The following is a 23,839-nucleotide window of genomic DNA, read 5'->3' as shown; positions in this document are numbered from 1 at the left end:
GTATTATTGCAAAAAATGTTTGGATGCAGCCAATAGTTTCAAAGTTTCTTTTTTTAATTCTAAACCAAATTGCATCGCTATCCTGGAAAAATGCTTTCAGGATTTCCGATTTTTTGCGCTGGTCCATTTTCAGTGTCGGAGGTTATCGCCGCCAGGTGATCCGTCAGAATCTCAGAAACAGCTTTCCTGATAAAACGGAAGCAGAACTTTCCCGCATTGCGAAGGAATTTGAACTCCACTTTACAGATCTCATCGTTGAAACCATCAAATTCCGCACTGCGAGCCCGGAATGCGTGCGGGAGCGCTTGCAGGGTGATATCAGCATTATGGATAAGTTTTATGAGAATAACACCAACATTATATTTTTGATGGGGCACAGGGGCAACTGGGAGCTTGCTAACCTGTTTTCCTCGCTCTGCTTTAAGCATGAATGCATTGTCGTTTATCGTCCGCTGCAAAACGAGGCTTCCGATCAATGGTTCCTGGATATGAGGACGCGATTTGGCGCCAAGCTGGTGCCTATGGACAACATTTTCAAAGAATTACAAAAACCAAGAGACAAGCCTTACGTGGTCGTGCTGGCCAATGACCAGTCTCCCAATCCCAAAACTGCGTTCTGGACTGAATTTTTGCACCAGGACACAGGTGTTTTTCGAGGTGTTGAAACCATTGCCCGCCGCTATAATCTCACTGTTTTATACGCCGATTTCAGCAAAGTGCCCCATAAGCGCGGCTACTATCAGGTTGCCATTTCTACGATCACAGACTGCCCCAAAGAAGTCGAGAATAATGCAATTCTCAAAAGACAGCTGTGCATCTTAGAAGAGGATATTAAAAAACAGCCTCACAACTGGCTTTGGAGCCACAGACGCTGGAAACACCGGCGACCCGAATGCCTGAAACCGGAGCAAACATTATCTTAATACACGTTAAATTTCTGTCTGAAAGCAACTGGGAAATGCTCAACTTATTTGCTTCTGCCAAATTATCCTACCAAATTGTGGTCGTTTACCACGAGCTGGCCAACGAGATCTTTGAAGACTGGTTCAAAAAAGTAAGGACCAAATTCGGAACGAAAATGGTGCCGATGAAGGAAGCGATGGTCCGCGCGATGACGGTGGAAACATGCAAGGCCGCAAAACCTGCTGCCATTTCAAATACGACAAGAATTAAAAAGTGAATAAACCTATTAAAGTCCTTATCCTGCGTTTTTCATCTATTGGTGACATTGTGCTCACCACGCCGGTGATAAGGTGCTTGAAACAACAGGCGAACGCCGAGGTTCATTATTTTACCAAATCAAAATTTCAATTTCTGCTTGCCGACAATCCCTATGTCGACAAAGTCTGGCTCCTGGATAAAGACATTAAGCCCATTATTAAGCAGCTTAAAGCAGAAAAATTCGATTACATTATTGATCTGCATGCCAATATCAGAACGTTGCGAATTAAGCTGGCGTTAGGCGTCAAGGCATTTAGTTTTGATAAATTAAATGTGCTAAAATGGCTGCTGACCACATTTAAGGTCGATTATCTGCCCGACATTCACATCGTAGACCGTTATATGGAGACGCTTGAAGCCTTCAACGTTAGAAATGACGAGCGCGGACTGGATTATTTTGTTCCATATAAAGATAATGTTGAAATGAACTGGCTGCCGGCAACGCACCAGCGGAATTTTGTCGCCTATGCCATTGGCGGACAGCACAACACCAAAAAGTTGCCTGTTGCCAGAATGATCGAGCTTTGCAGGAAAATAAATTTCCCGATTGTGCTGCTGGGAGGCCCCGAAGATTACGAAGCGGGTGAGGCCATCCGCCTGGCAGTTGGCGACCATCTGATCGTGAACACCTGTGGGAAATACAATTTCAATCAATCGGCTTCGCTTGTGCAAAAATCGCTGATCGTGTTTTCCCATGATACTGGCCTGATGCATGTGGCAGCTGCTTTTAAAAAGAAAGTGTATTCAATATGGGGAAACACCATTCCGGGTTTCGGCATGTATCCCTATAAGACGGTTTTTGAAGTGTTGGAAAACAATAACCTGAAATGCAAGCCATGCTCCAAAATTGGCCATAAAGAATGCCCGCAAAAACACTTCAAATGCATGAACGAGCTTTCCTTTGACTTCCCTATAAAAGAACTCCGGGCTAACAATTAGTGTTAGCATGGCTGAACATCAGAAAAAGATCACAAACGACCATTCATGAATAAAAAGGTAAACATTGGCATCGTCCAAATGAGCTGCACGGAAGACGTGGAAGCGAATTTTCAAAAAGCTGTGCAGGGAATCCGGGACGCTGCGGCCAAAGGTGCCAACATTGTATGTCTTCAAGAACTCTTCCGCTCGCTGTATTTCTGCGATGTGGAAGACCATAAAAATTTCCTTTTAGCGGAACCCATTCCAGGCCCTTCCACGGAATCGCTTAGCGCGGTGGCGAAGGAACTGGGTGTCGTGATCATTGCTTCATTATTTGAAAAGCGTGCGCATGGGCTTTACCATAACACAACGGCCGTTTTGGATGCAGACGGCGCCTATCTGGGAAAATACCGTAAAATGCACATTCCGGATGATCCGGGTTATTACGAAAAATTCTATTTCACGCCCGGGGACGCGGCCATCGGGGAATCGGTAGGCGAGGCTGGTGATAAAGACGGTTATCGTGTTTTCGATACGAAATTTGCCAAAATCGGTGTGCTGATCTGCTGGGATCAATGGTATCCCGAAGCGGCACGGATTACAAGTCTAATGGGCGCAGAGATCCTGTTCTATCCTACTGCCATCGGCTGGGATACAAATGAAACGGATCCTATCATTAATGAAGAGCAATATGGCGCGTGGCAAACCATTCAGCGCGGACACGCGGTCGCGAATGGTGTTTACGTGGTGGCCGTGAACCGGACAGGCCGCGAAGCCGACCAGCAATTCTGGGGCGGCTCATTCATTGCCAATCCCCAAGGCCGGTTGCTTTACCTGGCGCCGCACGAAGAAGAAGTGACTCACGTAGAAGAACTGGATCTTCAAAAACTGGATTTTTACAGAACGACCTGGCCGTTTCTAAGAGACAGAAGAATTGATTCTTATCGCCCGATCCTTAAACGATACATAGATTAGGAAAGCGAGATAATATAATTATTTTAAGTTTAATATGAAAGAGGGCATCGTTTACGATGCCCTCTTTTTGCATTTTGCAATTTTATCAAAAACAGGTTTCGAATTTTAGTTTTGTAACCTGTATTTTATTTAAATCTTAAAAACTACGTTTATAAAAGTCTCGTTTTAAGAACATTAATTGCAAGATGTTAAATTATAAGTCTATAAATAGCATAGACATTCTGGCAAGCAGGGAAATTTAAACTAATTATAAAATTATTACCAAAACATTTTATAACGATTTTAAATGACCAATTTTTATTGCAAAAAACGCTCATTTTTAAATTTATTCTCTTGCATTATTTCACATTGTCAGTATATTTGAGAAGTCGTTATACGAATGACTGAACTTCTGAATACAAGATATATTCCAGCCGCACATGAATATATCTGACTGTATCAGGGTGAACATTAACAAAGGCCGGTTGTCTCACAAAGACATTTCCGGCATGTTCTCTGCCGATACAATATAATTTTTTTAATACAGGATTACCAAGAACACCGTGGACAGGCAAAATGTCGACGTAGGGATTTTATTGTCTTTACCAACACTTTTAAACGCTGCCTGTCCTCGATTTAAGAGGGTATTGCTTTCCGGAAAAGCAGTTTTGCAAGCTTATGGCTGTGTTGTTCTGTCCACGCGAAAGTGTGTGCGGCGCACGGCAACGTGGACACCACACAGCCATAACTTTTTTCCCTCCGATTACTGATACCTAACAACAATTAAACTCATCTTCTCCCATGCGTAAAGTTCTACTCTTATTATTATGGGCCTGTCTTTCTGCTCCGCTCGCTTACGCTCAGGTGCGTCAGATCAGCGGAAAAATCACAGCAGCAGACGATGGCCTCGGACTTGCAGGCGCCTCTATCATATTTAAAGGAACCAATGTGGGTTCAAATGCAGATGCAGACGGAAAATTCAGTTTTTCTGTGCCGGGTGACGGAATTCTTGTGGTTTCTTATGTGGGTTTCTTAATTAAAGAACTTCCTATCGGCAACCAGACTCAATTTGACATTAAACTTGACGCCGATACACGTCAGCTTGCCGAAGTGGTTGTTACCGCCTTTGGTATAGAACGCGAGAAAAAAGCATTGGGCTACACAGTCCAGGAAGTAAAAGGAAGTTCGCTGACTGAATCACGGTCTACGAACGTGGCAAACGCATTATCCGGAAAAATCGCCGGTGTGCGCGTTCAGTCCAACGGCGGACCGGGCAGCAGCTCCACGATCCAGATCCGTGGATCATCTTCTGTTTCCGGAAACAACCAGCCATTGATCGTTATTGACGGTGTGCCTATGGAACAAACTGCCAACAAAACACTGGGTGGCGGAATTTCAGAAGTTAACCCGGACAACATTAAAGAAATGTCTGTGCTAAAAGGCCCTAACGCAGCTGCATTATACGGCTCTCGCGCAGCCAACGGGGTTATCTTGATTACAACTAAAAACGGACAAGGAACAAAAGGATTGGGTGTTGAAGTAAATTCAAACATTACATTCGAACGTCCCTGGATCAAACCGGATTTCCAAAACACATACGGCGGCGGAAGCGGTTACCGGACCTGGTATAATGACGGATGGAGCTCGTCCATCACAGATCCTGCGCAAATAGCCCAATACAGAGCTGTTTACGATGCAAGATATCCTCTGGCTGGTTCAGCGGGAACGGATGAAAGCTGGGGAGCACCTATGGATGGTCGTATGGTGAGACAGTGGTGGACTGGTGACGATGTTGCGCCACTGACTCCTCAGCCTAATAACTGGGAAGAATACTGGCAAACAGGTCGCACAATTACCAACAGTGTGGCACTTTCAGGAGGCAACGACAAAGGATATTTCCGCCTGGGACTGAGTCGCGTAGATCAGAAAGGGATTATGTATTACAATGATTTTCACAGAAATAACTTCCGTATCAACTCGGGTTATAACCTTACGAAAAATCTAAGTGTTACATTATCCGGCGAGTATATCAAATCAGGCTCGGACAACCGCAGCTATGCAGCCGGTCAGGAATTTATCTGGTCGCACCGAAGCGTTTCGTGGGATCAGCTTCGGAATTACGAACAATACACAGATGTGCATAACCAGAAAGCAGGTGACACAGATCCACCAAACTGGCAGCATACATTCTTTACAAACCCTTATTTTTCTCAGTTAAAAACGCCATCCGGCAATGAGAAAGACAGGCTTCTGGGGAACATTGCATTGAATTACAAAATCCTTCCTTCGCTAACCTTAATGCTTCGCTCGGGAACAGATTACTGGACAGATACAAGGATTAATGTTACCAACTTCCTGCGTGTCCGGAATGGCACAAGGACGCCCGGCCGCTTCAATGAAGAAGTTTTGCGCAGCCAGGAAACAAACACGGATTTTATTTTGACTTATACCAAAAACATTACCAGCGACTTTGGTGTCAATGTTCAGTTTGGTGGAATCCAGCGTAACAATTATTACAAAAGAAATTACTTCGCAGTGGGTGAAATGGTTGTGGATGGCCTTTACAATGCAGGAAACTCTGTGCCAAGTGCGAACACGATTGAAAGTGAGATCAGAAAGTCCGAAACGCAAAGCTTGTTTGGAACAGCTAACTTCTCTTGGAGAGACGGCCTGTTTCTTGATCTTACTGCCAGGAACGACTGGTCAAGCACATTGCCTTCCAATGCGCGTTCCTATTTCTATCCTTCGGCTTCTTTAAGTGCAGTGGTTACTGAATTGTTTGACGTGAAGAGCAATGTTTTGTCATTTGGTAAAGTTCGTGCGAGTTATGCACAGGTTGGTAACGACGCACTTCCTTATCAGCTTGCCCAAACCTTCACAGCGAGCGGTTCATGGAACGGTGCTGTACCAAAATTTGCAGAGAACATTCAAATCGCAAACTCTGAGCTGAAACCGGAAATCACAACAGGACTTGAATTGGGTGCTGACGTGCGGTTCTTCAAAGGAAAAGTAGGTTTAGATGTGACTTACTACGAGCAAACAACAAAAGACCAGATCCTGGGTGTTGAAATTTCCAAGGCCAGCGGTTATGACAAAAGAATCCTGAATGCCGGAAAAATCACGAACAAAGGCGTTGAGCTGACCATATCCGGAACACCTGTAAAACTGTCGAATGGTTTTAGCTGGGAAGTGTCTCTGAACTACGCCCGCAACCGCAACAAAGTGGTTGAGCTTGCAGAAGGACTGACGACTTACACTTTGGCTACCCAAAGAGGAATGTCTTCGGAAGCGCGTGTAGGAGAATCATACGGAACCTTCTACGGTGTTGGTTTCCAGAAATCACCGGACGGACAAACAGTTTACGGAGCAAACGGCTTACCAGTTACAGTTTCAAACCAAAAGCTGGGCAATGTTCAGCCTGACTGGATCGGCGGTATGTTGAACACATTCAACTACAAAGGCTTCTCTTTAAGTGCATTGGTTGATGTGCGCATCGGCGGTGACATTTATGACGAAGGAACCGGAACAGCCCGCTGGACAGGTCAGTATGCAGAAACTGCTTTGGGACGTGAAGAAGGTGTAATTGGCAAAGGCGTTCGGGAAATGACAGGAGCGGATGGTTCTAAATCTTACATTCCAAACGACATCATCGTAACTGCCAATCAGCTTTATGGTTATAGCAACCCACGTAACTATCACGAATCAGCGATTTTCGATGCGAGCTATGTAAAGCTTCGTGAGGTTTCTCTGGGTTACAGCATCAGCCCTTCATTCTTGAAAAAAATCAAAATTCAGTCGGCAAAGCTTTCAGTAGTGGGACGTAATGTGTGGATGATCTTCAAAAACACACCGCATATTGATCCTGAAATCGATGCAAAAGGAGCAAACGGACAAGGTTTCGGTTACGGCGAGCTTCCTAGCTCACGCAGCGTGGGTATGAACCTGTCATTGTCATTCTGATCCAGTTAACTGACCTTAAAGAATCTGAAAATGAGAAATATATTAAATCATAAAACCATTTGGATGACGGCGCTTGCAGGGATTTTGACTGCATCGAGCTGCACCAAGGATTTTGACGAAATGAATGTAAGTCCGAACAGCCCTACGGCCATCGGACCGCAATATCTGCTTCCTACCGGCATTGAAACCGCCGTTGACCGTTACTGGGGACACCGCACGCGTTTCGAGCGGATCAACATAGATGCGGCCGAACTGTATGTGCAGCATTTGACCCGTAATATTTATTCCAATGAAGGCGATGATTACACGGTTTCACCTGCATTGGTTGCCAACAACTGGAAAGGTTTCTACAATGATTCACAGCTGAATTTCCAGCGTATCATTGCGCTGTCCGGCGAAGGATCCGCTAATCCAAACTCCAATTATGAAGGCGTCGCGCTGGTGATGCGCACATGGGTTTTCTCCCTACTCACAGACCTTTACGGAGCGATTCCTTATAACGACGCGATCAAGGGAACAGCAGCAGAGTCGCCGGTTTATACACCAAAATACGACGCTATGGAAGTTGTTTACGCAGGAATGCTGAACGATTTGAAAATGGCGAACGAAAAACTGGTCGTGGGCGGCCCGGCCATTGCCGGTGATATTATGTATGCAGGTGATATTTTGAAATGGAAAAAATTTGCCAACTCGTTGCGCCTCCGCCTGGCAAACCGCCAGGCTGCCAAGAAGCCGGCAGAATCGAAGGCAATCATGACAGAGATCGTTTCAGACGCAGCCAAATTCCCGATCTTCACCAGCAACGCAGACAATGCACAGCTCAATTGCACCACGGTTTTACCAAGTAACAACGAGTGGAACCAGGTGATGAAGCAAGACGGACGGACCGACTGGAACATCAGCAAAACGCTTGCCGACAAGATGAGTGCGCTCGATGACGCCAGGATCACCAAGTATGCCAATGCGAATAAAGACGGCAAATACGAAGGCCACCCGAACGGCTTACCCGATGCCATTGCAACAACCTATCTGGCTACAAGCTCAACCATTGGCAATGCATTTACCGCAGCCGAAGCACCGGAAGTGATCATGACTTTTGCCGAATTGAACTTCATCCTTGCGGAAGCAGCGCTGGACGGTGAGATCACAGGTAATGCCAAAACCTATTTTGATGCTGGCGTTACGGCTTCATTTGCCCAGTATGGCCTCGTTCCATCGGCTTCCTTCACAACGAAGCTTGGTGCAGTAACAAGAGAAAAAGTATTGGAGCAGAAGTGGGTCGCATTGTTCGGCCAGGGCGTTGAAGCCTGGGCAGAATGGCGCAGAACAGGGTTCCCTGTTTTCCCGGCACCCGATCCACGTGCGGTTTTGCAAAACAACGGCATTCTCCCAACGCGTTTCCCCTACCCCAACTCGGAATATTCACTGAATGCTGACGCGGTAAAAGCAGGAGAAGGCTTGAACGGCGGCCCTAACGACATGAAAACCAAGCTTTGGTGGTCGGAAAAGTAATCGGGTAATCATTCCAAAAAACTCATTTAGAATCGAGATTATGAAAAATATCAAAACATACATTCCCGCATTTTGTCTTGCAGTTGCGCTTTCACTGGGCATGACCTCCTGCAAAGAAGAAGATCCGTTTCTGGACGTAGACGTAGCGCCTGTGCTGGTGGACATTGTAGGAGCAGCTTTCGGCGCGCCTCTTGCGAGCGAGCCGACGGTGGGTTATCAGTTGACCGCGCCAAAACTTACACTTTCAGCCAGGTTACTGGAACTGGATAAGACCAACATTCTGGACCATACCAAAGGCATTGATTCCATTCCTGTTCCTAATGTTGCGATCAAAATCACATTGCGTTCAGGGGCCGTCCTGGGCGAGGTTACTTCCAATGCGCAAGGCCTCGTAACGATCGACAAAACCTGGGCTGAACTGGGCGTTGCGACCCCCAAAGCGGGCACGGTTACTAAGATTTCCTGGACGGGATCTTACAAGGGAATTGCATTTACAAGATTCTCTCAAATACAAGCTAACTAACTCAAAATAAGGCCAATGTGCAGATAAAATTTTTATTTATTTTGTATATTGTATCGAGGACTTTACCACAAATATTTATCGTCACATATTTCTAAACAATACAACAATGAATCAAAAAATCGACCGTCGAAATCTGTTAAAATCCGGCTTAATGGCAATCGGAGGTATGACTTTGGCTCCGCATTTGAGCATGGGCGCATTTGCAAATGCTCCGCTTAGCCTGGATCCAGAAAACCGTATTTTCCGCAGCCCAATGGTAAGGGAACATTTCCTGCCAAACGATTTCAAAGCGCCGAAGATCATTGCGAAACTGAACTCCAATGAAAACCCTTACGGCCCGCCCATGTCCGCACAAAAAGCGGTTGCAGATTCTGTGAAAAACGGAAACCGTTATGCATGGAAAGAAATGTACGACCTGATCGACAAAATAGCGAAGAAAGAAGGCGTTACTGCGGACCACATTATGATGGGACCAGGTTCATCCGATCTTCTGGAAAAAGTGGCTCTGGTAACATTCATGAAAGGAAAAGGAAACATTGTTTCTGCTGATCCTTGCTATATGTCTTTGATACAGGTTGCAAAATCCGTAGGTGCAACCTGGAAACCTGTTCCTTGCACAGCCGACTGGTCACACGACCTGAAAGCCATGGAAGCCGCCATCGACAGCGAAACGAAACTGGTTTACGTTTGTAACCCAAACAACCCAACCGGCGCCATTACAAAAGGCCAGGATCTGTTGGATTTCTGTTCAAGGGTTTCAGAAAAAGTGCCTGTATTTGTTGACGAAGCTTACATCGAGCTGGCCGTTGGTGCAGATACGCAGAGCATGGTTTCTCTTTTAACGCAAAAGAAAAACGTGATCGTTGCCCGTACTTTCTCTAAAATCATGGGAATGGCTGGGATCCGCGTGGGTTACATGGTTGCGCTTCCTTCTTACCTGGAAACCATCAACAAGATCACACGTGGCGGAATGGGGATTTCATACACTTCGATCTTCGCCGCTTCTGCAAGTCTGGACGACAATGAATTCCAGGTTAGCACGCGCAAGCTGAACCACGAAGCAAAACTTTATCTGTACGAAAACCTGGACAAATTGGGATACAAATACATTCCTTCTTACACCAACTTCGTGCTCTTCCCGATCACGATTTCAGGAAAAGAACTTTTGACAAAAATGACAGCAAAAGGCGTCGCAGTCCGCTCTTTTGATATTCAAAACAAACCCTGGTGCCGCGTAAGTCTCGGAACAATGGACGAGATGAAAGCCTTCGTAGGCGCGCTGAACCAGCTGAGCTAACATCACTTCGGCTACGCTCAGTGTGACAAGGCGCTTGTCTGTCACACTGAGCGTCAGCCGAAAACTAGTAACACCGACCTTTAAAGCTGCTGCCACACTGAGCGCAGCCGAAGTGCACCCTATGCCCCATTCAGCCCTCTTGAATCTTAACAACCCATTGACCATTCAAATTTCTTTTGATCATGAGTGATGCATTGCAAAAAACCATAACACTCTTATTATTAATCGGTTTGGGGCTTCTTTTGAAGTCCAAATTCAAGAACAAAGACCAGACAAATGGGATTAAGGAGATCATTTTGTCCGTTGCATTGCCTTCGACGATCTTTATTTCCCTGATGAAGATTGAGGTCGACTCTTCCATGATCATCATTCCGCTGGTAACGCTGGTTTTCAACTTCTTAATGTTCTTTTCAGCGCCGCTTGCATTCTCATTGTTTGGTATTGAAAAAAACAGTCCTACCGGCAGGACCATGATGATGCTTATCCCATCACTGGCTCCGGGCCTGTCGTGCTTTCCTTTTATTGCAGAATTTTTGGGAGAAAAAAGCCTTGCTATTGCGGCCCTTGCCGACGTTGGAAACAAATTTTTCGTGCTGATATCATTGTACATTCTGGCCATGAATATGTTTCTGAAAAACAGCGATGATAAGGAAACGAAAATGGGCGGCAAATTGAAAAGCCTGTTCGTCAGCATGTTCCAGGAGCCGATCAACATTCTGATATTCCTGGCCATTATCCTGCTTAGCGTAGGCATCAATTACAGCACATTACCATTTGTTGTAACTGAAATTTTTGACAAAACCAGCGCCATGATGACGCCATTGGTCCTGCTTTTCATTGGTCTGGCTGTTCAGCTGAAAGAAGGAAAAAAACGCATTGTAGCAAGCATTTTATTTTTCCGCGCAGGCATTACCATGATCATCAGCGCAGGAATGATCTACGTGTTGCACATTACAGACCTTTCCCTGATCCTGCTTGCCATCGTTATTCCTTTGAGCGCGGCTAGTTTCTGGCCGCTGGCGCATATTTCAGCATTTAATTTGCGGGAAGATGCCAAAGGCCTGCCGAAAGAAAAGAGAACGTTTGACCTGGAACTGGCTGTGTTGCTGCTGGCATTTTCGTTGCCATTTTCCACCATTCTGATCCTCGCTATTCTTTCGTCCGGCTCTTTCTTTGCGCATACATCTACGCTGCTTACGAGCGGGATGATATTCATTGTTCTGGGTGCTCTTCCCAATGCTTTAAGTAAAGTCTTTGTCAAAGTGTCCAAAGCCTGATTTTCAACTGAAACCCACATTTATGCACAAGTTCGCAATCACGTCTGTCCTTGCCCTTTTATCATTGAATCTGATTGCCCAAACCGACATGGCAGCCGTTGACAATGTGAAGTCCGAGGTGACTATTAAGGTGTCCAAAAAGAGCAAAAAACATAAATACTTTTCAGACAATGCGCCGGTTACAATGGCCGACGGAAGTGTAAAATCAATTGCGGATATAAAAGTGGGCGAGCATGTAAAAACTTGCAAAGGCGGAAAGAGCATGGCTACGCAGGTGCGACAAATTGACGTGTATAATAAACCTGACTTTTCATTAACAGCCATTTATCTGCGCCCGGCTGAAGGAATGGCGAACTATGATCCAAAAATGATCCCTGCCTTGCTGCTGGAAGCAACGCCTAACCACCGCGTCCAGACCAGCAGAGGAAAAAAGCGGCTGAAACAGCTCAGCAAAAATGACATTTTGTATCATTATGAGCCTTCTACCGGCATCGTTTCTTCCTGGAAAGTGGGCGCTGTAAAGCAAAATGCACGCATTGTTTCAAAGGCCTATAACCTGGAAACAGAAGACGGCACTTACCTGGTTGACAATGTCATGGTCGCTCAATAACATTCATTTATTCAACTTTCCAAGCGGGATGCAGGCAACTGCTTTCCGCTTTTTGTTTATACATTATTGCTTTGCAATTGCCAGTCAGCAAAACCTTTCCGACCTTTGCAGCCTAATTTGACTTCTATTTCTTGTGTCTGATATAAACACATCATTAACGCCGGCGGAACTGGGTTTTACATTTCCACCCGAATGGTTTCCACACCGCGCCACCTGGCTCACATTCCCGCATAACGAGGCTTCCTGGCAGGGTGAAAGGCTCGCGAAAATGCGTCCGCAATATTTGGCGTTCATCAAGGCCATAAGTCAGGGTGAAAATGTTGGAATTATTGCGAATGATGAAAATCTTAAAGCATTCATTTCCAAAGAGCTGGACCGGACCGGTGTTGATCTTTCCAAAATTGAATTTGTGGTCAAACCTACGAATGATGCCTGGTGCCGGGACCACGGGCCGTCTTTTGTGATCAATGAAAAAACAAAACAGAAAGCCATCGTAAACTGGGGCCATAATGCTTGGGGAGGCAAATATCCGCCCTATGACGATGATAACCGCACGCCGGAAGCCATCGCCAGTTACCTGAACCTGCCCGTTTTTAATCCCGGGATCATCATGGAAGGCGGGGCGGTGGAATTTAACGGAGCAGGAAGCCTGCTAACCAGTGAATCTTGCTTACTCAACCTCAACAGAAACCCACATTTAAAGCAAAGCCAGATTGAAGAAATCCTTTGCCAATACTACGGAGTCCAGCAGATTCTCTGGGTGGAAGGCGGCATTGTAGGCGACGACACGGACGGCCATATTGACGACACCACACGCTTCATCAACGAAGACACTGTTATTGCCTGCGTCGAACAAGATCCGAATGATGAAAATTTCGAAATACTGCAAACCAACCTGCAAATGCTCAGAAACATGCGCCTGGTCAATGGTAAGCAGCTGAATATCATCGAAATACCAATGCCCAAAGCGGTGATCATCGACGATTTCCGTACGCCGGGCTCCTATGCCAACTTTCTGATCTGTAATGCAGGCGTTATCACACCAATTTTCAATAATCCGAATGACCAGGTCGCCATTGATATTCTTGAAAAAGCATTTCCCGAGCGGAAAATCATTCCGCTGGAAGCCACTGAGATCATCTGGGGACAAGGAAGCTTCCACTGTTTGAGCCAGCAGGAGCCATTGATATAATTGCCCATAATCCCCAGGCTGAAGCCTGAGGCCGGGAAATCAGTCGCCGCTGACGCGGCTGGGCATCTTCCTTGCAAGCCGCGTCAGCGGCGACCGATCTTCCCGGCCCCAGGATTCATCCTGGGGGAATCTATCATTGCGAAGCATTTGTTATATCCGCCCAATCATCCGGCTCATGTAAAAACACGTTATAATCCACAAACCCTCGGATGCCATCAGCCCAGCCCTTCTCGCTGTGCTGCCAGAAAAGCACTTGTGCGTCGGATGCCAGGTCGTCCAGGTGCGTGCGGGAATAACCGGCTAGCCAGAGCGGATAATCATCGAAATTTCCGGCAATGTATTTGTTGTAAAAATACTCATTGACATAAATGATCGGCTTAACGCCGTAATGCGCCTCAATTTGTTGCAGCCAGTTTTTTACGCCCTTAATGATGATTTCGTCCGGCTTACTGGCATGCGTTTCCAAGTCCAGGACCGGCGGCAAGTCGCCCGGCTCCATCCGCACCTGACCTATAAAATTCTGGACCTGCCGGTCTGACATCACCCTTGGATTATAGAAGTGATAAGCGCCCCGGCGCATCCCTACCCGCTTGGCCTCAGCCCAGTTCCGCTTGAATTGTCGGTCTAAATGCGTAGCGCCTTCTGTGGCCTTAATGTATACAAAATCAATCCTCACATTCTCAGAACGCGTCTTTTTCAGTTTGTCCCAGTTGATTTTAGCATTGTGGTGCGAGACGTCGATGCCGTGAATCGCATAGCGGAGCGGCAGCTTAATTCCAAATTTGGCGACAAACTCCCACTGATTGATGTCCTTCTTATCTTTCCACCAAATGAACGCACCAATCAGGATAATCACCCCGGCAATAATCGCCCAGCCCTTCGCAGGCAACGGTTTCAAATAATTCGCTTTGGCCGCCGAAGCCTTAACTTTCCTTTTCGCCATAAGCCGCAAAAGTACGAAAGATCATTGTTTGAAATGAGCTTTAAAACCGATAGTCTTCTCAAAGCGTCCTATGGAAAATTACAACCTTGCTATATGACAACTTTCTTATTATTTTAGAATAAAAAAAAAGCATGGAATCCATTCTTATCAATCCACGGAACAGCAAAGAGTTGAAGCTCCTTTCTGACTTTCTTGAAAAGTCGAATATCAGTTCAAAGGTTCTTTCGGAAGAACAACTGGAAGATGCTGCCCTCACAATGCTGATGCGCGATACTGACCGGAGCCAGAAAGTCTCGCGTGAAGAAATCATGCAGAAACTGGAAAATCAGTGAAAGTTGAATTCCTGAGAAAGTTTTCCAAAGACCTGGATAACCTTGAAAAGCCCGCCGTCAAGCTTGCTCTCATGAAGCTCATCAAATCCGTAGAAGATGCGGACTCGCTCAAAGACATCCCCCATACTAAGAAATTAAAAGGTTTCACAAATGCTTACAGAATCCGGATCGGTGATTACCGCGTAGGGATCTTTGTAGAGAATGACGTTGTCGAATTAGCCAGAATAGCGCATCGTAAGGACATTTACAATGTCTTCCCGTAACCTAATTTGCTTTAAATTTCATTTTAAGTACAATTTACCGTTCACTTTCCTATTCAACCACTCATGTACTATGTTATGCATAGTACCTGCCATCGCATTATGTTTGTCATGTTCAAACGGAACAAAAAGAGCCAAACTTTAAAAATCTATTAGCCATGAAAACTTCATTCAGAACCTTCGCATTAGCCATTGCTTTAACTGCTTCCTTCGCTTTCAATTCTTTCGCCGAAGATAAAGAAACTAAAAAAGTTACCGGTTTCGGAACAGGCATATTCGTTGCCAAAAACCACAAACTGTTTGTAAGCGTCGATAAATACAATGATGCTAACGCAATCATCTTAGTAACAGACAAAAAAGGCAAAACCATTTACCGCGAGCAATTGAATAAAAAAGTTGATAAAATCAGAAAAGTATATGATTTTAACGAACTGCCTGCGGGTGATTACAACATTGAGATTTTCAGCAACGGAGAAAAGGTGACTAAAACCATTTCCGTGAGCGAGCCACACACAGAACGTTCAATCAGCCTTCGGTAAGTAAAAAAGATAAATTAGCCAGAAAAATAAAAGAAAGGGCCGCTGTTTTGAAACAGCGGCCCTTTCGCATTGATATAAACCTAATTTCAGATCACAACATTCACAATCCGCTTTGGAACCACGATCACTTTCTTCGCAGCCTTTCCTTCCATCCAGCGTTGAACAGTTTCGTCCGCCAAAACTTCCCGCTCGATATCAGATGCCGGCGTATCCAATGCAAATGTCAGCGAAGCCCTTACTTTACCATTGATCTGGATGGGATATTCAAAAACAGAATCGGTAACGTGCTGCAATTCCCATTTCGGGAAGGTCGCTTTGGAAACCATTCCTTTTTCATTGCCCAGCAAATCCCAAAGTTCTTCGCTAATGTGCGGCGCGTAAGGAGAAAGTAAGACGACCAGCTCCTGCAAAACCGCTTTGCTCTGGCATTTTGCTGCTCCTAACTCATTCACACACACCATAAATGCACTTACGGCCGTGTTGAATGAGAAGTTTTCAATGTCTTCTTCAATTTTCTTAATCGTCTTATGCAGAATTTTCAGCTCTTCCGGTTTAGCCGGAACGTCCTTCACCATCCATTGTCCTGCATCATTATAAAACAATCTCCACAGCTTCCGGATAAAACGATATGTTCCGTCTATGCCATTGGTATTCCAGGGCTTAGCCTGTTCCAACGGCCCCAGGAACATTTCATACAAGCGCAATGTGTCCGCTCCGTAACGCTCCACAATGTCGTCAGGATTTACCACATTAAACTTGGATTTGGACATCTTCTCTACTTCCACACCACAAACATATTTGCCGTCTTCCAAAATGAATGTAGGATTCTCGCCCACAATATCACGACGCGTTGCTTTGAATTTCTCAACATCCAAAACATCATTTTCCACTATATTAACATCCAAATGCAGTGCAGAAACGTCATATTGTGAACGTAAGCCTGCACTTACAAACACGGGGCTGCTGTAATCATCGCCTTTTACCCGATAAACAAAATTGCTCCGCCCCTGGATCATCCCCTGGTTGATCAGCTTTTTGAATGGCTCTTCCTCGGGTACGAATCCACGGTCTTTCAGGAATTTGTTCCAAAAACGGCTGTACAACAAATGCCCGGTTGCATGTTCGGTTCCACCAATGTACAGATCGACGTCCCGCCAGTAATTGATCGCTTCTTTTGATGCGAATTCTTCCTGATTCTTCGGGTCCATATAGCGATACCAATACCAGCTGCTTCCAGCCCATCCCGGCATGGTGCTTAACTCATAACCATTGCCGGATCCATGTGCCCAATCCTGCGCACGGCCCAAAGGCGGCTCACCACTTTCTGTTGGCAGATATTTGTCAACCTCGGGCAAGTTTAATGGCAATTCGTTTTCTTCCAATAAGTAAGGAAGCGGCTGTCCGGTGCTGTCATTTTTATAAAAAACAGGCACAGGCTCGCCCCAGTAACGCTGACGGCTGAAAACCGCGTCGCGCAAACGATAGTTGATTTTACCTTTTCCAATTCCCTTTGCTTCAAGCCAGTTGATCAAAACCTGGTTGGCTTCGTGAAAAGTAAGGCCGTTAATGATGCCTGAATTAATATAATGACCTTCCTTAGTTGAATCTGCCTGTGTTTCCGTTTCTTTTTGTGAATCTAAAATCGGAATGATCGGAAGATTGAAATGCTGTGCAAAATTCCAGTCGCGCTGGTCACCGGACGGAACCGCCATCACAGCGCCTGTTCCGTAACCTGCTAATACATAATCTGCTATATAAACAGGGATTTTGTCATCATTAAAAGGATTCACGGCATATGCACCCGTAAATGCGCCGGAAACCGTTTTCACATCCGACATTCTGTCGCGCTCAGACTTCTTCTTAGTTGAAGCAATGTAAGCATCAATGTCGCCACGTTGCTCAGGTGTTGTAATGATATCAACAAGCTCATGCTCAGGAGCCAGCACCATGAAAGTCACGCCGTAGATCGTGTCTACGCGTGTTGTGAAGACTTCAATGTTCTCCTCGTGCCCGTCAATGCCGAATTTCACCAACGCTCCCACCGATCGTCCGATCCAGTTGCGCTGCTGCTCTTTCAGCGACTCGGTCCAGTCTATCGTGTCCAGGCCGTCGATCAAACGCTGCGCGTAAGCCGTAATGCGCATCATCCACTGGCGCATTAATTTTTGAACCACAGGGAATCCGCCGCGTTCGGAAACGCCGTCCTTCACCTCATCATTGGAAAGCACTGAACCCAGTCCTGCACACCAGTTTACCGTTGCATCCGCAACGTAGGTAAGCCTGTATTTCAATGTTAATTTATACTGATCTTGTTCTGACCAGCTGTTCCATTCTTCTGCCGTAAAAATGGGCGTATCCTCGTCACAAGGCGCATTAACACCTTTATTTCCACTTTTTTCAAAAATAGAAATCAATGATTCGATTGGCTCCGCTTTATCAGAATCCTTATTATACCAGCTCTTGAAAAGCTCGATGAAGATCCATTGCGTCCATTTGTAATAGTCAGGTTCCGACGTCCGCACCTCGCGTTTCCAGTCGTAGCTGAAACCAAGATTTTTTAACTGCTCAATGTAGCGGGTAATGTTCTGTTCTGTTGTAATCGCAGGATGCTGGCCGGTTTGGATCGCATATTGTTCGGCGGGCAATCCAAAACTGTCGAAACCCATTGGGTGCAGCACATTGAAGCCTTTCAGCCTTTTGTAACGGGAATAAATATCGGAGGCGATGTATCCCAGCGGATGCCCTACATGCAATCCCGCCCCCGAAGGATAAGGGAACATATCCAAAACATAATATTTGGGAAGCTCCGATTGGTTTTCAACATTGAATGTGCCGTGGCTTTCCCAATATTCCTGCCACTTTTGTTCTATTTCCCGATGACTGTAATCACTCATAACTAGCTCTGTATTTCCTTATTACGATAGAGGCTGACTTTCTGCCTTGCCCAATTTCCAAACTGACCGCAAAAATAGCGTTTTTGCTCGTAATAAGGTTTACCCGCTCCACATTAGGTCATGATATCCGCTCCTGAGCGCCTCTTGTAGAAACTAATTCCCAACTGACAAGCAATTACCAGCCTGACTGCCGGGCACGGGTTTTTAAGATTTTTTATTAATTCAATTATATCTACTAATTAAAAACTGACATGAAAAATTTTATGATTGCGCTGTGCCTGATGACTGTAAGCTATGCAGCATCAGCACAATACGACCCGGCTTTCCGGTTTGGGATTAAGGCAGGAGCCAATTTGTCCAACATCAATGGAAGCAACGACCTTACACTTGCATCGGGCAATAACCCATTCAATTTCAAAGACAATGACAACCGGTCGCTTGGTTTTGCGGGAGGTGTATTTTTCCGTTTTGGGAAAACATTTTATATCCAGCCTGAGATTTTACTATCGCAAAAAGGAGGTCGTTTTAATGTGTATGAAGACGGCGTTCAGGATTCAAATGGAAAAGTTGATGTTCGTTTTTCAAACCTGGATGTGCCCATACTGTTTGGCGTAAGAGTTGCTAAATTCTTCCGTATCAATGTTGGCCCGATGGCTTCATTAAGATTGTCCAACAATGGCAAAATCGGCGATTCATTTGATGTGATCACAGGCGAAAATTCTGCTGAATTCAAAAACCGCCTTGCTTACGGATATCAGGCAGGTGTTGGTTTTGACTTTGGGAGATTGAGCCTGGACGTGCGTTACGAAGGAAATTTCACAGACATTGTGAAAGTTGAGTTCGACAATGCTACCACAGCATCACAATTTGGCAAGAAAAGCAATCTGTTCCAGGCAACGCTTGGCTTTGCGATTTTTTGATCCAAATCACACTTGATATAAACGGGACCGTTGCTACGACGTGTCCCGTTTTTTGTTTTAACATATTACCATTGAATGTGGCAGCTATTTCTACTTTTGCATTTCTTTAATTAAATTGCCTGTAAACGAAATCGTACATTACAGGCCGATTCTATCAGCGCAGTGGCAATAAATACAGATAATGTAAGGTTGGTTTTCGGGTTGAAGCTCAAACAGCTTCGATTGGATAAGGGGTTGTCACTCAATGAGCTGTCACAGAAATCAGGGCTTTCGATTTCGTATATCAATGAAATTGAGAAGGGCAAAAAATACCCAAAATCCGACAAAATCATTGCCCTGGCGTCGGCGATGGACGTGGATTACGACACGCTCGTTTCCCTCAAACTTACCAAACGCCTCGAACCCATTTCCGACCTGCTGAGCTCCAATGTGCTCACAGAACTCCCGCTCGAACTTTTTGGTATAGATCCTGCTAACCTGCTCGAAATCCTTTCGGATGCCCCAGCCAAAATAAGCGCATTTGTGGGCACATTGATCGAGATCGCCCGGAATTATAATATGTCGATTGAGAAGTTCTATTTCTCGGCATTGCGCACTTATCAGGAAATGCATGACAATTATTTCGAGGAGATTGAGCTCGAAGCAGAGCGTTTTTTGATCGAAAATAACATTGCTGAAAATCAGATTCTCAATGAAAATGACCTCGCCGGAATCCTGAGATCCCGCTTTAATTACTCTATTGAAAACATTAATGAAAAGGCCAATCCCGAGTTTTCCAGCGTTCGTTCGCTAACTATTACCAACCCCAACGGCAATCGTTTGCTGATGAACAATCACCTTTCCTCAGTGCAGCGGGCGTTTATTTTTGGGCGGGAGATCGGTTATTTGTATTTAAATCTGAAAAACAGGCTGCATACGACTGCATTGGTGGAAGCAGAGTCGTTTGAACAACTGCTCAACAACTTTAAAGCATCCTATTTTTCAAGCGCTATTATCATTAAGAGAAGCTTGCTGGTGCCCGCAGTGGCAGCGGTTTTTGAACAAAAAATGTGGCAGCCGCAGCAGCTTATAGACCTCATTCACAGGTTCAATACAACGCCGGAATCTTTTTGTTACAGGTTAAGCAACATTCTGCCGCGCTATTTTGGGATTAACCAGATCTTTTTCTCCCGTTTCAACAATTTCGTCGGTCAGAATATTTTTGATATGACCAAGGAAATGCACATTTCCCGCAAACATTATCCGCATACTGTTAAAGACGAGCATTACTGCCGGCGCTGGGTTGCATTGACGATTTTGAATGATCTGGGAGATAAAATAAAGCGTAAAGAACAGCCAGGAATTCTCTGTAAAGCACAGAAATCCACTTATCTGGATACACGGGACGAATATCTGGTGATCAGTTTCGCCCTGCCCATGTCCCCTACCCCGGGGCTGAATGTGAGCGTTTCGATGGGCATTTACCTGGACGAGCCTACCAAAGAAAAGTTACAGTTTCTGGATGACCCGTTTCTGGTTGCCCGAGAAGTAAACCAGACCTGCGAACGATGCTCGCTGTTTGACTGCCGCGAAAGGATCGCAGCGCCTACTATCCTCCAAAAACGGCATAAAAACGAAGAATTAAGGAAAGCATTGAAGCGAATGATCAATTAAGAACCAAGTGTGATAGGGGCATCGGCATAGTTGAATGTCTGTATAATGGTTCGTGATTAAAGGTCGATTAAATGCTGGATTAGAAATAACTTAGAATTTATATTCGCAAACCTTACCACTACGTTCCGAATTATCTTTGTGAATATTTGACACCACTGCTATGCCTGGCACATATGAGTTTGAGGATTTTCTTTTAAAAGTCTCCACTCCGTTTTATCTGTTGCTGATCTGCGTCGAAATTTTCCTGACTTACCGGCCTTCGCACGACCACGGCAGTCCACGCGCTTCTTATAGTTTCAAAGACACCATTACCAACGCTTTGTTAATGCTGCTGAATGGCGGCGTCGACCTCCTGTTCAGGACCGCTTATGTGGGTGTGCTGATCTGGTTTTATAATATGGGTTTTGGAACAACCATAACAGATCCGTTCTTTTACTGGTTAAGCCTTTTTCTTCTGGAAGATCTGGCATTTTACACCCTGCATTACGTGGATCACCACAGCCGGTTGTTCTGGGCGGTGCACGTTACGCATCATTCTTCCGAGCATTTCAATCTTACGACGGGTTTCCGCTCTTCCGTTTTCCAGCCGCTTTACCGCTTCATTTATTTCATACCGCTTGCATTGATCGGCTTTAATCCCGCTGATATCATCATTATGTATTCCCTTACGCAGATTTACGGCATCATTGTGCACACAGAATATGTGGGCAAGCTGGGCTGGCTCGAATACATTTTCGTAACCCCTTCTCATCACCGTGTTCACCACGCAAGCAACGTGCAGTATCTGGACAAAAATATGGGCATGTGCCTGATTATCTGGGATCGCATGTTCGGCACATTTCAGGAAGAACTTGAAACCGTTCCGCCTGTTTACGGCCTGACCAAACCCATTGAAAACAAAACGCTTGCTCACACCGTTTTGCACGAATGGAAGGAAATTGGAAGGGATTTTAAACAAAAAACGGATCTGAGGACTAAGCTAAATTACCTCATCAAAGCGCCGGGCTGGTCGCCTGACGGTTCCAGGATGACTACCAAAGATTTGCAAAAGATCAACCAGGAGAAAACGACATGGATTGGGCCAGTGAAAGAAGCAGATTCGCTTATTTAAGGAATTATTTGAAAGCAGGAATGCCCGTGATTTCAGCACCCAGGATCAGCAAATGAATGTCATGCGTCCCCTCGTAAGTGATCACCGATTCCAGGTTCATCATATGCCTCATGATCGGATATTCGCCCAAAATGCCCATTCCGCCCAGGATTTGCCGACATTCTCGTGCGACATTCAGTGCCATAGCCACATTGTTACGCTTCGCCATGGAGATTTGCGTAGTTGTTGCTTGGCCATCGTTCATTAACGTGCCCAATCGCCACGCAAGCAGCTGCGCTTTGGTGATTTCGGTCAACATTTCGGCTAACTTTTTCTGTGTCAATTGGAAAGCTGCAATGGGTTTATCAAACTGAACGCGTTCTGCTGCGTATTGCACGGCCGTTTCGTAGCAATCCATCGCCGCACCAATGACACCCCACGAAATGCCATAGCGCGCTTTATCCAAACATTGCAGCGGCGCTTTAAGTCCTAATGCATAGGGCAGAATGTTTTCCTCGGGAATGAAAACATCATTAAACACCAATTCTCCTGTCGCACTTGCCCTTAACGACCATTTGTTATGAATTTCAGGGGTGGAAAAACCTTCCATGCCACGCTCTGCAATTAAGCCACGCATCTTACCTTCCTCATCCCTCGCCCAGACGACTGCGATATCGGCAAACGGCGCATTGGAAATCCACATTTTAGAACCGTTGAGGACATAACCATTTGCAGTTTTTGAAATCCTGGTTTGCATGCCGGCTGGATTTGAACCGTGATCCGGCTCCGTTAATCCAAAGCACCCGAGCATGTCTCCGCTGGCCAGACCCGGAAGAAATTTACGCTTTTGTTCTTCGGATCCAAATGCAAAAATCGGCCACATTACCAGCGAACTTTGCACCGAAATCGTGGAACGCATGCCCGAATCGCCCCTCTCAATTTCCTGGCACATTAAACCATAACTAATATAATCCAAACCGCCACCGCCATACTCCACAGGAATCGTCGCACCAAACACGCCAATCTCACCAAACTTTTTCATCAAATGCACCGGGAACTCCGCCTTTTGGGCGTAGTCCTCAATAATAGGTTTTATTTCCCTGTCAGAAAATTCCCGGATCGTGCTCATAACCAGCTTTTGCTCAGTAGTTAGCAGATCATAGATATTGAAGAAATCTGTGGTTGGCATGGAGCTAGGGTCGATCAAGCATACATCAGCTTACCTTTCGGTTTTGGAATTTCCCGTCCCAGCGCTTTCGCAGTCTCAATCCATTGATCGATCACCATTTGCACATTCAGTAGCGCTTCATTTTGGGTCGGGCCATCCGCCATGCAACCCGGCAGTTCCGGAACTTCCACAACAAATGTGTTATCCTCCTCGCTCCAATATATAATTAACTCGTATTTACTATTCATGACTTACAAGTTTATATTTCAAAATGATCCCTCTCACCTGTTTCACCTGATATGATTTAACCTTATTACCATCAGGTTGAATATTTACAATTTCCACAATATTTTCCTTATAAAAAATTCTGTGACTGCCTCCCGTTGTCTTTTCGGTGAAACCCAGATTTATTAAAATTAATCTTAGGTCATCAAAACTAAAATTGCTGTCAGCAGACCCTGAAAGCAACTTGAAAATCAGCTTATCAAATTTTCCCATTCTGAATTGATTATAGTGTGATAATATGCTGCTTTGATATCAGGCCAGCGAGAAACGTTCTTCAAATTTCAACGGACA

Annotated in this window: 22 protein-coding genes; 17 read left to right on the top strand and 5 right to left on the bottom strand. The window is 45.3% G+C overall.

Going from position 1 to position 23,839, the window contains the following annotated elements; translation table 11 throughout:
* Positions 1-23: 23 nt before the first annotated feature.
* The 11 genes from L0659_RS03145 to L0659_RS03095 all read left to right on the top strand — a co-directional run bounded on the left by L0659_RS03145 (position 24) and on the right by L0659_RS03095 (position 13,464).
* Entirely contained in the window at positions 24-923 is a 900-nt protein-coding gene (locus L0659_RS03145; protein ID WP_235124163.1) for a lysophospholipid acyltransferase family protein, read from the top strand.
* A gap of 35 nt (positions 924-958) precedes the next feature.
* A complete protein-coding gene (locus tag L0659_RS03140; protein ID WP_235124162.1) occupies positions 959-1,180 on the top strand; it encodes a hypothetical protein in 222 nt (73 codons plus the stop codon).
* Positions 1,177-2,160, top strand: coding sequence for a glycosyltransferase family 9 protein (locus L0659_RS03135; RefSeq protein ID WP_235124160.1), 984 nt, complete (start codon positions 1,177-1,179; stop codon positions 2,158-2,160). Before L0659_RS03140 ends, L0659_RS03135 begins: the two co-directional genes overlap by 4 nt.
* A gap of 45 nt (positions 2,161-2,205) precedes the next feature.
* Positions 2,206-3,114 carry a carbon-nitrogen hydrolase gene (locus L0659_RS03130; RefSeq protein ID WP_255726920.1) on the top strand — a complete coding sequence of 303 codons (909 nt, stop codon included), beginning with the start codon at positions 2,206-2,208 and terminating at the stop codon, positions 3,112-3,114.
* A 780-nt stretch (positions 3,115-3,894) separates the two neighbouring features.
* A complete protein-coding gene (locus L0659_RS03125; protein ID WP_235124159.1) occupies positions 3,895-7,053 on the top strand; it encodes a SusC/RagA family TonB-linked outer membrane protein in 3,159 nt (1,052 codons plus the stop codon).
* Positions 7,054-7,083: 30 nt separating this feature from the next.
* On the top strand, positions 7,084-8,565 hold the full coding sequence (locus tag L0659_RS03120; protein ID WP_235124157.1) for a SusD/RagB family nutrient-binding outer membrane lipoprotein: 1,482 nt from the start codon (positions 7,084-7,086) through the stop codon (positions 8,563-8,565).
* A gap of 40 nt (positions 8,566-8,605) precedes the next feature.
* On the top strand, positions 8,606-9,088 hold the full coding sequence (locus L0659_RS03115) for a hypothetical protein (protein ID WP_235124156.1): 483 nt from the start codon (positions 8,606-8,608) through the stop codon (positions 9,086-9,088).
* Positions 9,089-9,194: 106 nt separating this feature from the next.
* A complete protein-coding gene (locus L0659_RS03110) occupies positions 9,195-10,385 on the top strand; it encodes a histidinol-phosphate transaminase (protein ID WP_235124155.1) in 1,191 nt (396 codons plus the stop codon).
* 182 nt (positions 10,386-10,567) lie between these two features.
* Positions 10,568-11,662 carry a hypothetical protein gene (locus L0659_RS03105; protein ID WP_235124154.1) on the top strand — a complete coding sequence of 365 codons (1,095 nt, stop codon included), beginning with the start codon at positions 10,568-10,570 and terminating at the stop codon, positions 11,660-11,662.
* Between the two features lie 22 nt (positions 11,663-11,684).
* Positions 11,685-12,272 carry a hypothetical protein gene (locus L0659_RS03100; RefSeq protein ID WP_235124153.1) on the top strand — a complete coding sequence of 196 codons (588 nt, stop codon included), beginning with the start codon at positions 11,685-11,687 and terminating at the stop codon, positions 12,270-12,272.
* A gap of 133 nt (positions 12,273-12,405) precedes the next feature.
* Positions 12,406-13,464, top strand: coding sequence for an agmatine/peptidylarginine deiminase (locus L0659_RS03095; protein WP_235124152.1), 1,059 nt, complete (start codon positions 12,406-12,408; stop codon positions 13,462-13,464).
* A 133-nt stretch (positions 13,465-13,597) separates the two neighbouring features.
* On the opposite strand, the gene L0659_RS03090 is transcribed toward L0659_RS03095, so the two are convergent.
* Entirely contained in the window at positions 13,598-14,407 is an 810-nt protein-coding gene (locus tag L0659_RS03090; protein WP_235124151.1) for a glycoside hydrolase family 25 protein, read from the bottom strand.
* A 131-nt stretch (positions 14,408-14,538) separates the two neighbouring features.
* Here L0659_RS03090 and L0659_RS03085 point away from each other — a divergent pair, with 131 nt between their 5' ends.
* The 3 genes from L0659_RS03085 (at position 14,539) to L0659_RS03075 (ending at position 15,538) form a co-directional block, all read left to right on the top strand.
* Positions 14,539-14,739 (top strand): hypothetical protein, encoded by a 201-nt coding sequence (locus L0659_RS03085; protein WP_235124149.1) that lies wholly within the window; start codon positions 14,539-14,541, stop codon positions 14,737-14,739.
* Positions 14,736-15,002 carry a type II toxin-antitoxin system RelE/ParE family toxin gene (locus L0659_RS03080; protein ID WP_235124147.1) on the top strand — a complete coding sequence of 89 codons (267 nt, stop codon included), beginning with the start codon at positions 14,736-14,738 and terminating at the stop codon, positions 15,000-15,002. The genes L0659_RS03085 and L0659_RS03080 overlap by 4 nt, the downstream gene beginning before the upstream one ends.
* 155 nt (positions 15,003-15,157) lie before the next feature.
* Entirely contained in the window at positions 15,158-15,538 is a 381-nt protein-coding gene (locus L0659_RS03075; protein WP_235124146.1) for a hypothetical protein, read from the top strand.
* Between the two features lie 86 nt (positions 15,539-15,624).
* Here the strand turns inward: L0659_RS03075 and leuS are convergent, their stop codons facing one another.
* A complete protein-coding gene (gene leuS, locus L0659_RS03070) occupies positions 15,625-18,432 on the bottom strand; it encodes a leucine--tRNA ligase (RefSeq protein ID WP_235124144.1) in 2,808 nt (935 codons plus the stop codon).
* Between the two features lie 251 nt (positions 18,433-18,683).
* Between leuS and L0659_RS03065 the strand changes: the two genes are divergently transcribed.
* The 3 genes from L0659_RS03065 (at position 18,684) to L0659_RS03055 (ending at position 22,116) form a co-directional block, all read left to right on the top strand.
* Entirely contained in the window at positions 18,684-19,352 is a 669-nt protein-coding gene (locus L0659_RS03065) for a porin family protein (RefSeq protein ID WP_235124143.1), read from the top strand.
* Positions 19,353-19,514: 162 nt separating this feature from the next.
* On the top strand, positions 19,515-21,005 hold the full coding sequence (locus tag L0659_RS03060; protein ID WP_235124142.1) for a helix-turn-helix domain-containing protein: 1,491 nt from the start codon (positions 19,515-19,517) through the stop codon (positions 21,003-21,005).
* A 160-nt stretch (positions 21,006-21,165) separates the two neighbouring features.
* Positions 21,166-22,116 carry a sterol desaturase family protein gene (locus L0659_RS03055; protein WP_235124141.1) on the top strand — a complete coding sequence of 317 codons (951 nt, stop codon included), beginning with the start codon at positions 21,166-21,168 and terminating at the stop codon, positions 22,114-22,116.
* A gap of 4 nt (positions 22,117-22,120) precedes the next feature.
* Here L0659_RS03055 and L0659_RS03050 read toward each other — a convergent pair whose 3' ends face one another.
* From L0659_RS03050 to L0659_RS03040, 3 genes are read right to left on the bottom strand one after another with little or no spacing between them, the layout of a single operon-like run.
* Positions 22,121-23,284, bottom strand: coding sequence for an acyl-CoA dehydrogenase family protein (locus tag L0659_RS03050; RefSeq protein ID WP_235124140.1), 1,164 nt, complete (start codon positions 23,282-23,284; stop codon positions 22,121-22,123).
* Positions 23,285-23,298: 14 nt separating this feature from the next.
* Positions 23,299-23,511: a type II toxin-antitoxin system HicB family antitoxin gene (locus L0659_RS03045; RefSeq protein WP_235124139.1), complete on the bottom strand. Its 213-nt coding sequence runs from the start codon at positions 23,509-23,511 to the stop codon at positions 23,299-23,301.
* The gene (locus L0659_RS03040; protein WP_235124138.1) at positions 23,504-23,761 is read right to left on the bottom strand and encodes a type II toxin-antitoxin system HicA family toxin; all 258 of its coding nucleotides are present in this window, start codon (positions 23,759-23,761) and stop codon (positions 23,504-23,506) included. Before L0659_RS03040 ends, L0659_RS03045 begins: the two co-directional genes overlap by 8 nt.
* Between the last annotated feature and the right edge of the window lie 78 nt (positions 23,762-23,839).

Origin of the sequence: Dyadobacter sp. CY347 (assembly GCF_021502655.1) — a bacterium.
GTDB lineage: Bacteria > Bacteroidota > Bacteroidia > Cytophagales > Spirosomataceae > Dyadobacter.
The sequence above is the reverse complement of the archived record's forward strand: the minus strand, read 5'-3'. Positions and strand labels throughout refer to the sequence as shown.

Bases quoted from the DNA above. Each gene is read 5' to 3' on its own strand.
- L0659_RS03105 (WP_235124154.1), top strand. From the start codon at position 10,568: ATGAGTGATGCATTGCAAAAAACCATAACACTCTTATTATTAATCGGT.
- leuS (WP_235124144.1), bottom strand. From the start codon at position 18,432: ATGAGTGATTACAGTCATCGGGAAATAGAACAAAAGTGGCAGGAATAT.
- L0659_RS03120 (WP_235124157.1), top strand. From the start codon at position 7,084: ATGAGAAATATATTAAATCATAAAACCATTTGGATGACGGCGCTTGCA.
- L0659_RS03065 (WP_235124143.1), top strand. From the start codon at position 18,684: ATGAAAAATTTTATGATTGCGCTGTGCCTGATGACTGTAAGCTATGCA.
- L0659_RS03055 (WP_235124141.1), top strand. From the start codon at position 21,166: ATGCCTGGCACATATGAGTTTGAGGATTTTCTTTTAAAAGTCTCCACT.
- L0659_RS03090 (WP_235124151.1), bottom strand. From the start codon at position 14,407: ATGGCGAAAAGGAAAGTTAAGGCTTCGGCGGCCAAAGCGAATTATTTG.
- L0659_RS03075 (WP_235124146.1), top strand. From the start codon at position 15,158: ATGAAAACTTCATTCAGAACCTTCGCATTAGCCATTGCTTTAACTGCT.
- L0659_RS03145 (WP_235124163.1), top strand. From the start codon at position 24: ATGCAGCCAATAGTTTCAAAGTTTCTTTTTTTAATTCTAAACCAAATT.
- L0659_RS03115 (WP_235124156.1), top strand. From the start codon at position 8,606: ATGAAAAATATCAAAACATACATTCCCGCATTTTGTCTTGCAGTTGCG.
- L0659_RS03050 (WP_235124140.1), bottom strand. From the start codon at position 23,284: ATGCCAACCACAGATTTCTTCAATATCTATGATCTGCTAACTACTGAG.
- L0659_RS03085 (WP_235124149.1), top strand. From the start codon at position 14,539: ATGGAATCCATTCTTATCAATCCACGGAACAGCAAAGAGTTGAAGCTC.
- L0659_RS03140 (WP_235124162.1), top strand. From the start codon at position 959: ATGCTCAACTTATTTGCTTCTGCCAAATTATCCTACCAAATTGTGGTC.
- L0659_RS03125 (WP_235124159.1), top strand. From the start codon at position 3,895: ATGCGTAAAGTTCTACTCTTATTATTATGGGCCTGTCTTTCTGCTCCG.
- L0659_RS03045 (WP_235124139.1), bottom strand. From the start codon at position 23,511: ATGAATAGTAAATACGAGTTAATTATATATTGGAGCGAGGAGGATAAC.
- L0659_RS03130 (WP_255726920.1), top strand. From the start codon at position 2,206: ATGAATAAAAAGGTAAACATTGGCATCGTCCAAATGAGCTGCACGGAA.
- L0659_RS03040 (WP_235124138.1), bottom strand. From the start codon at position 23,761: ATGGGAAAATTTGATAAGCTGATTTTCAAGTTGCTTTCAGGGTCTGCT.
- L0659_RS03110 (WP_235124155.1), top strand. From the start codon at position 9,195: ATGAATCAAAAAATCGACCGTCGAAATCTGTTAAAATCCGGCTTAATG.
- L0659_RS03100 (WP_235124153.1), top strand. From the start codon at position 11,685: ATGCACAAGTTCGCAATCACGTCTGTCCTTGCCCTTTTATCATTGAAT.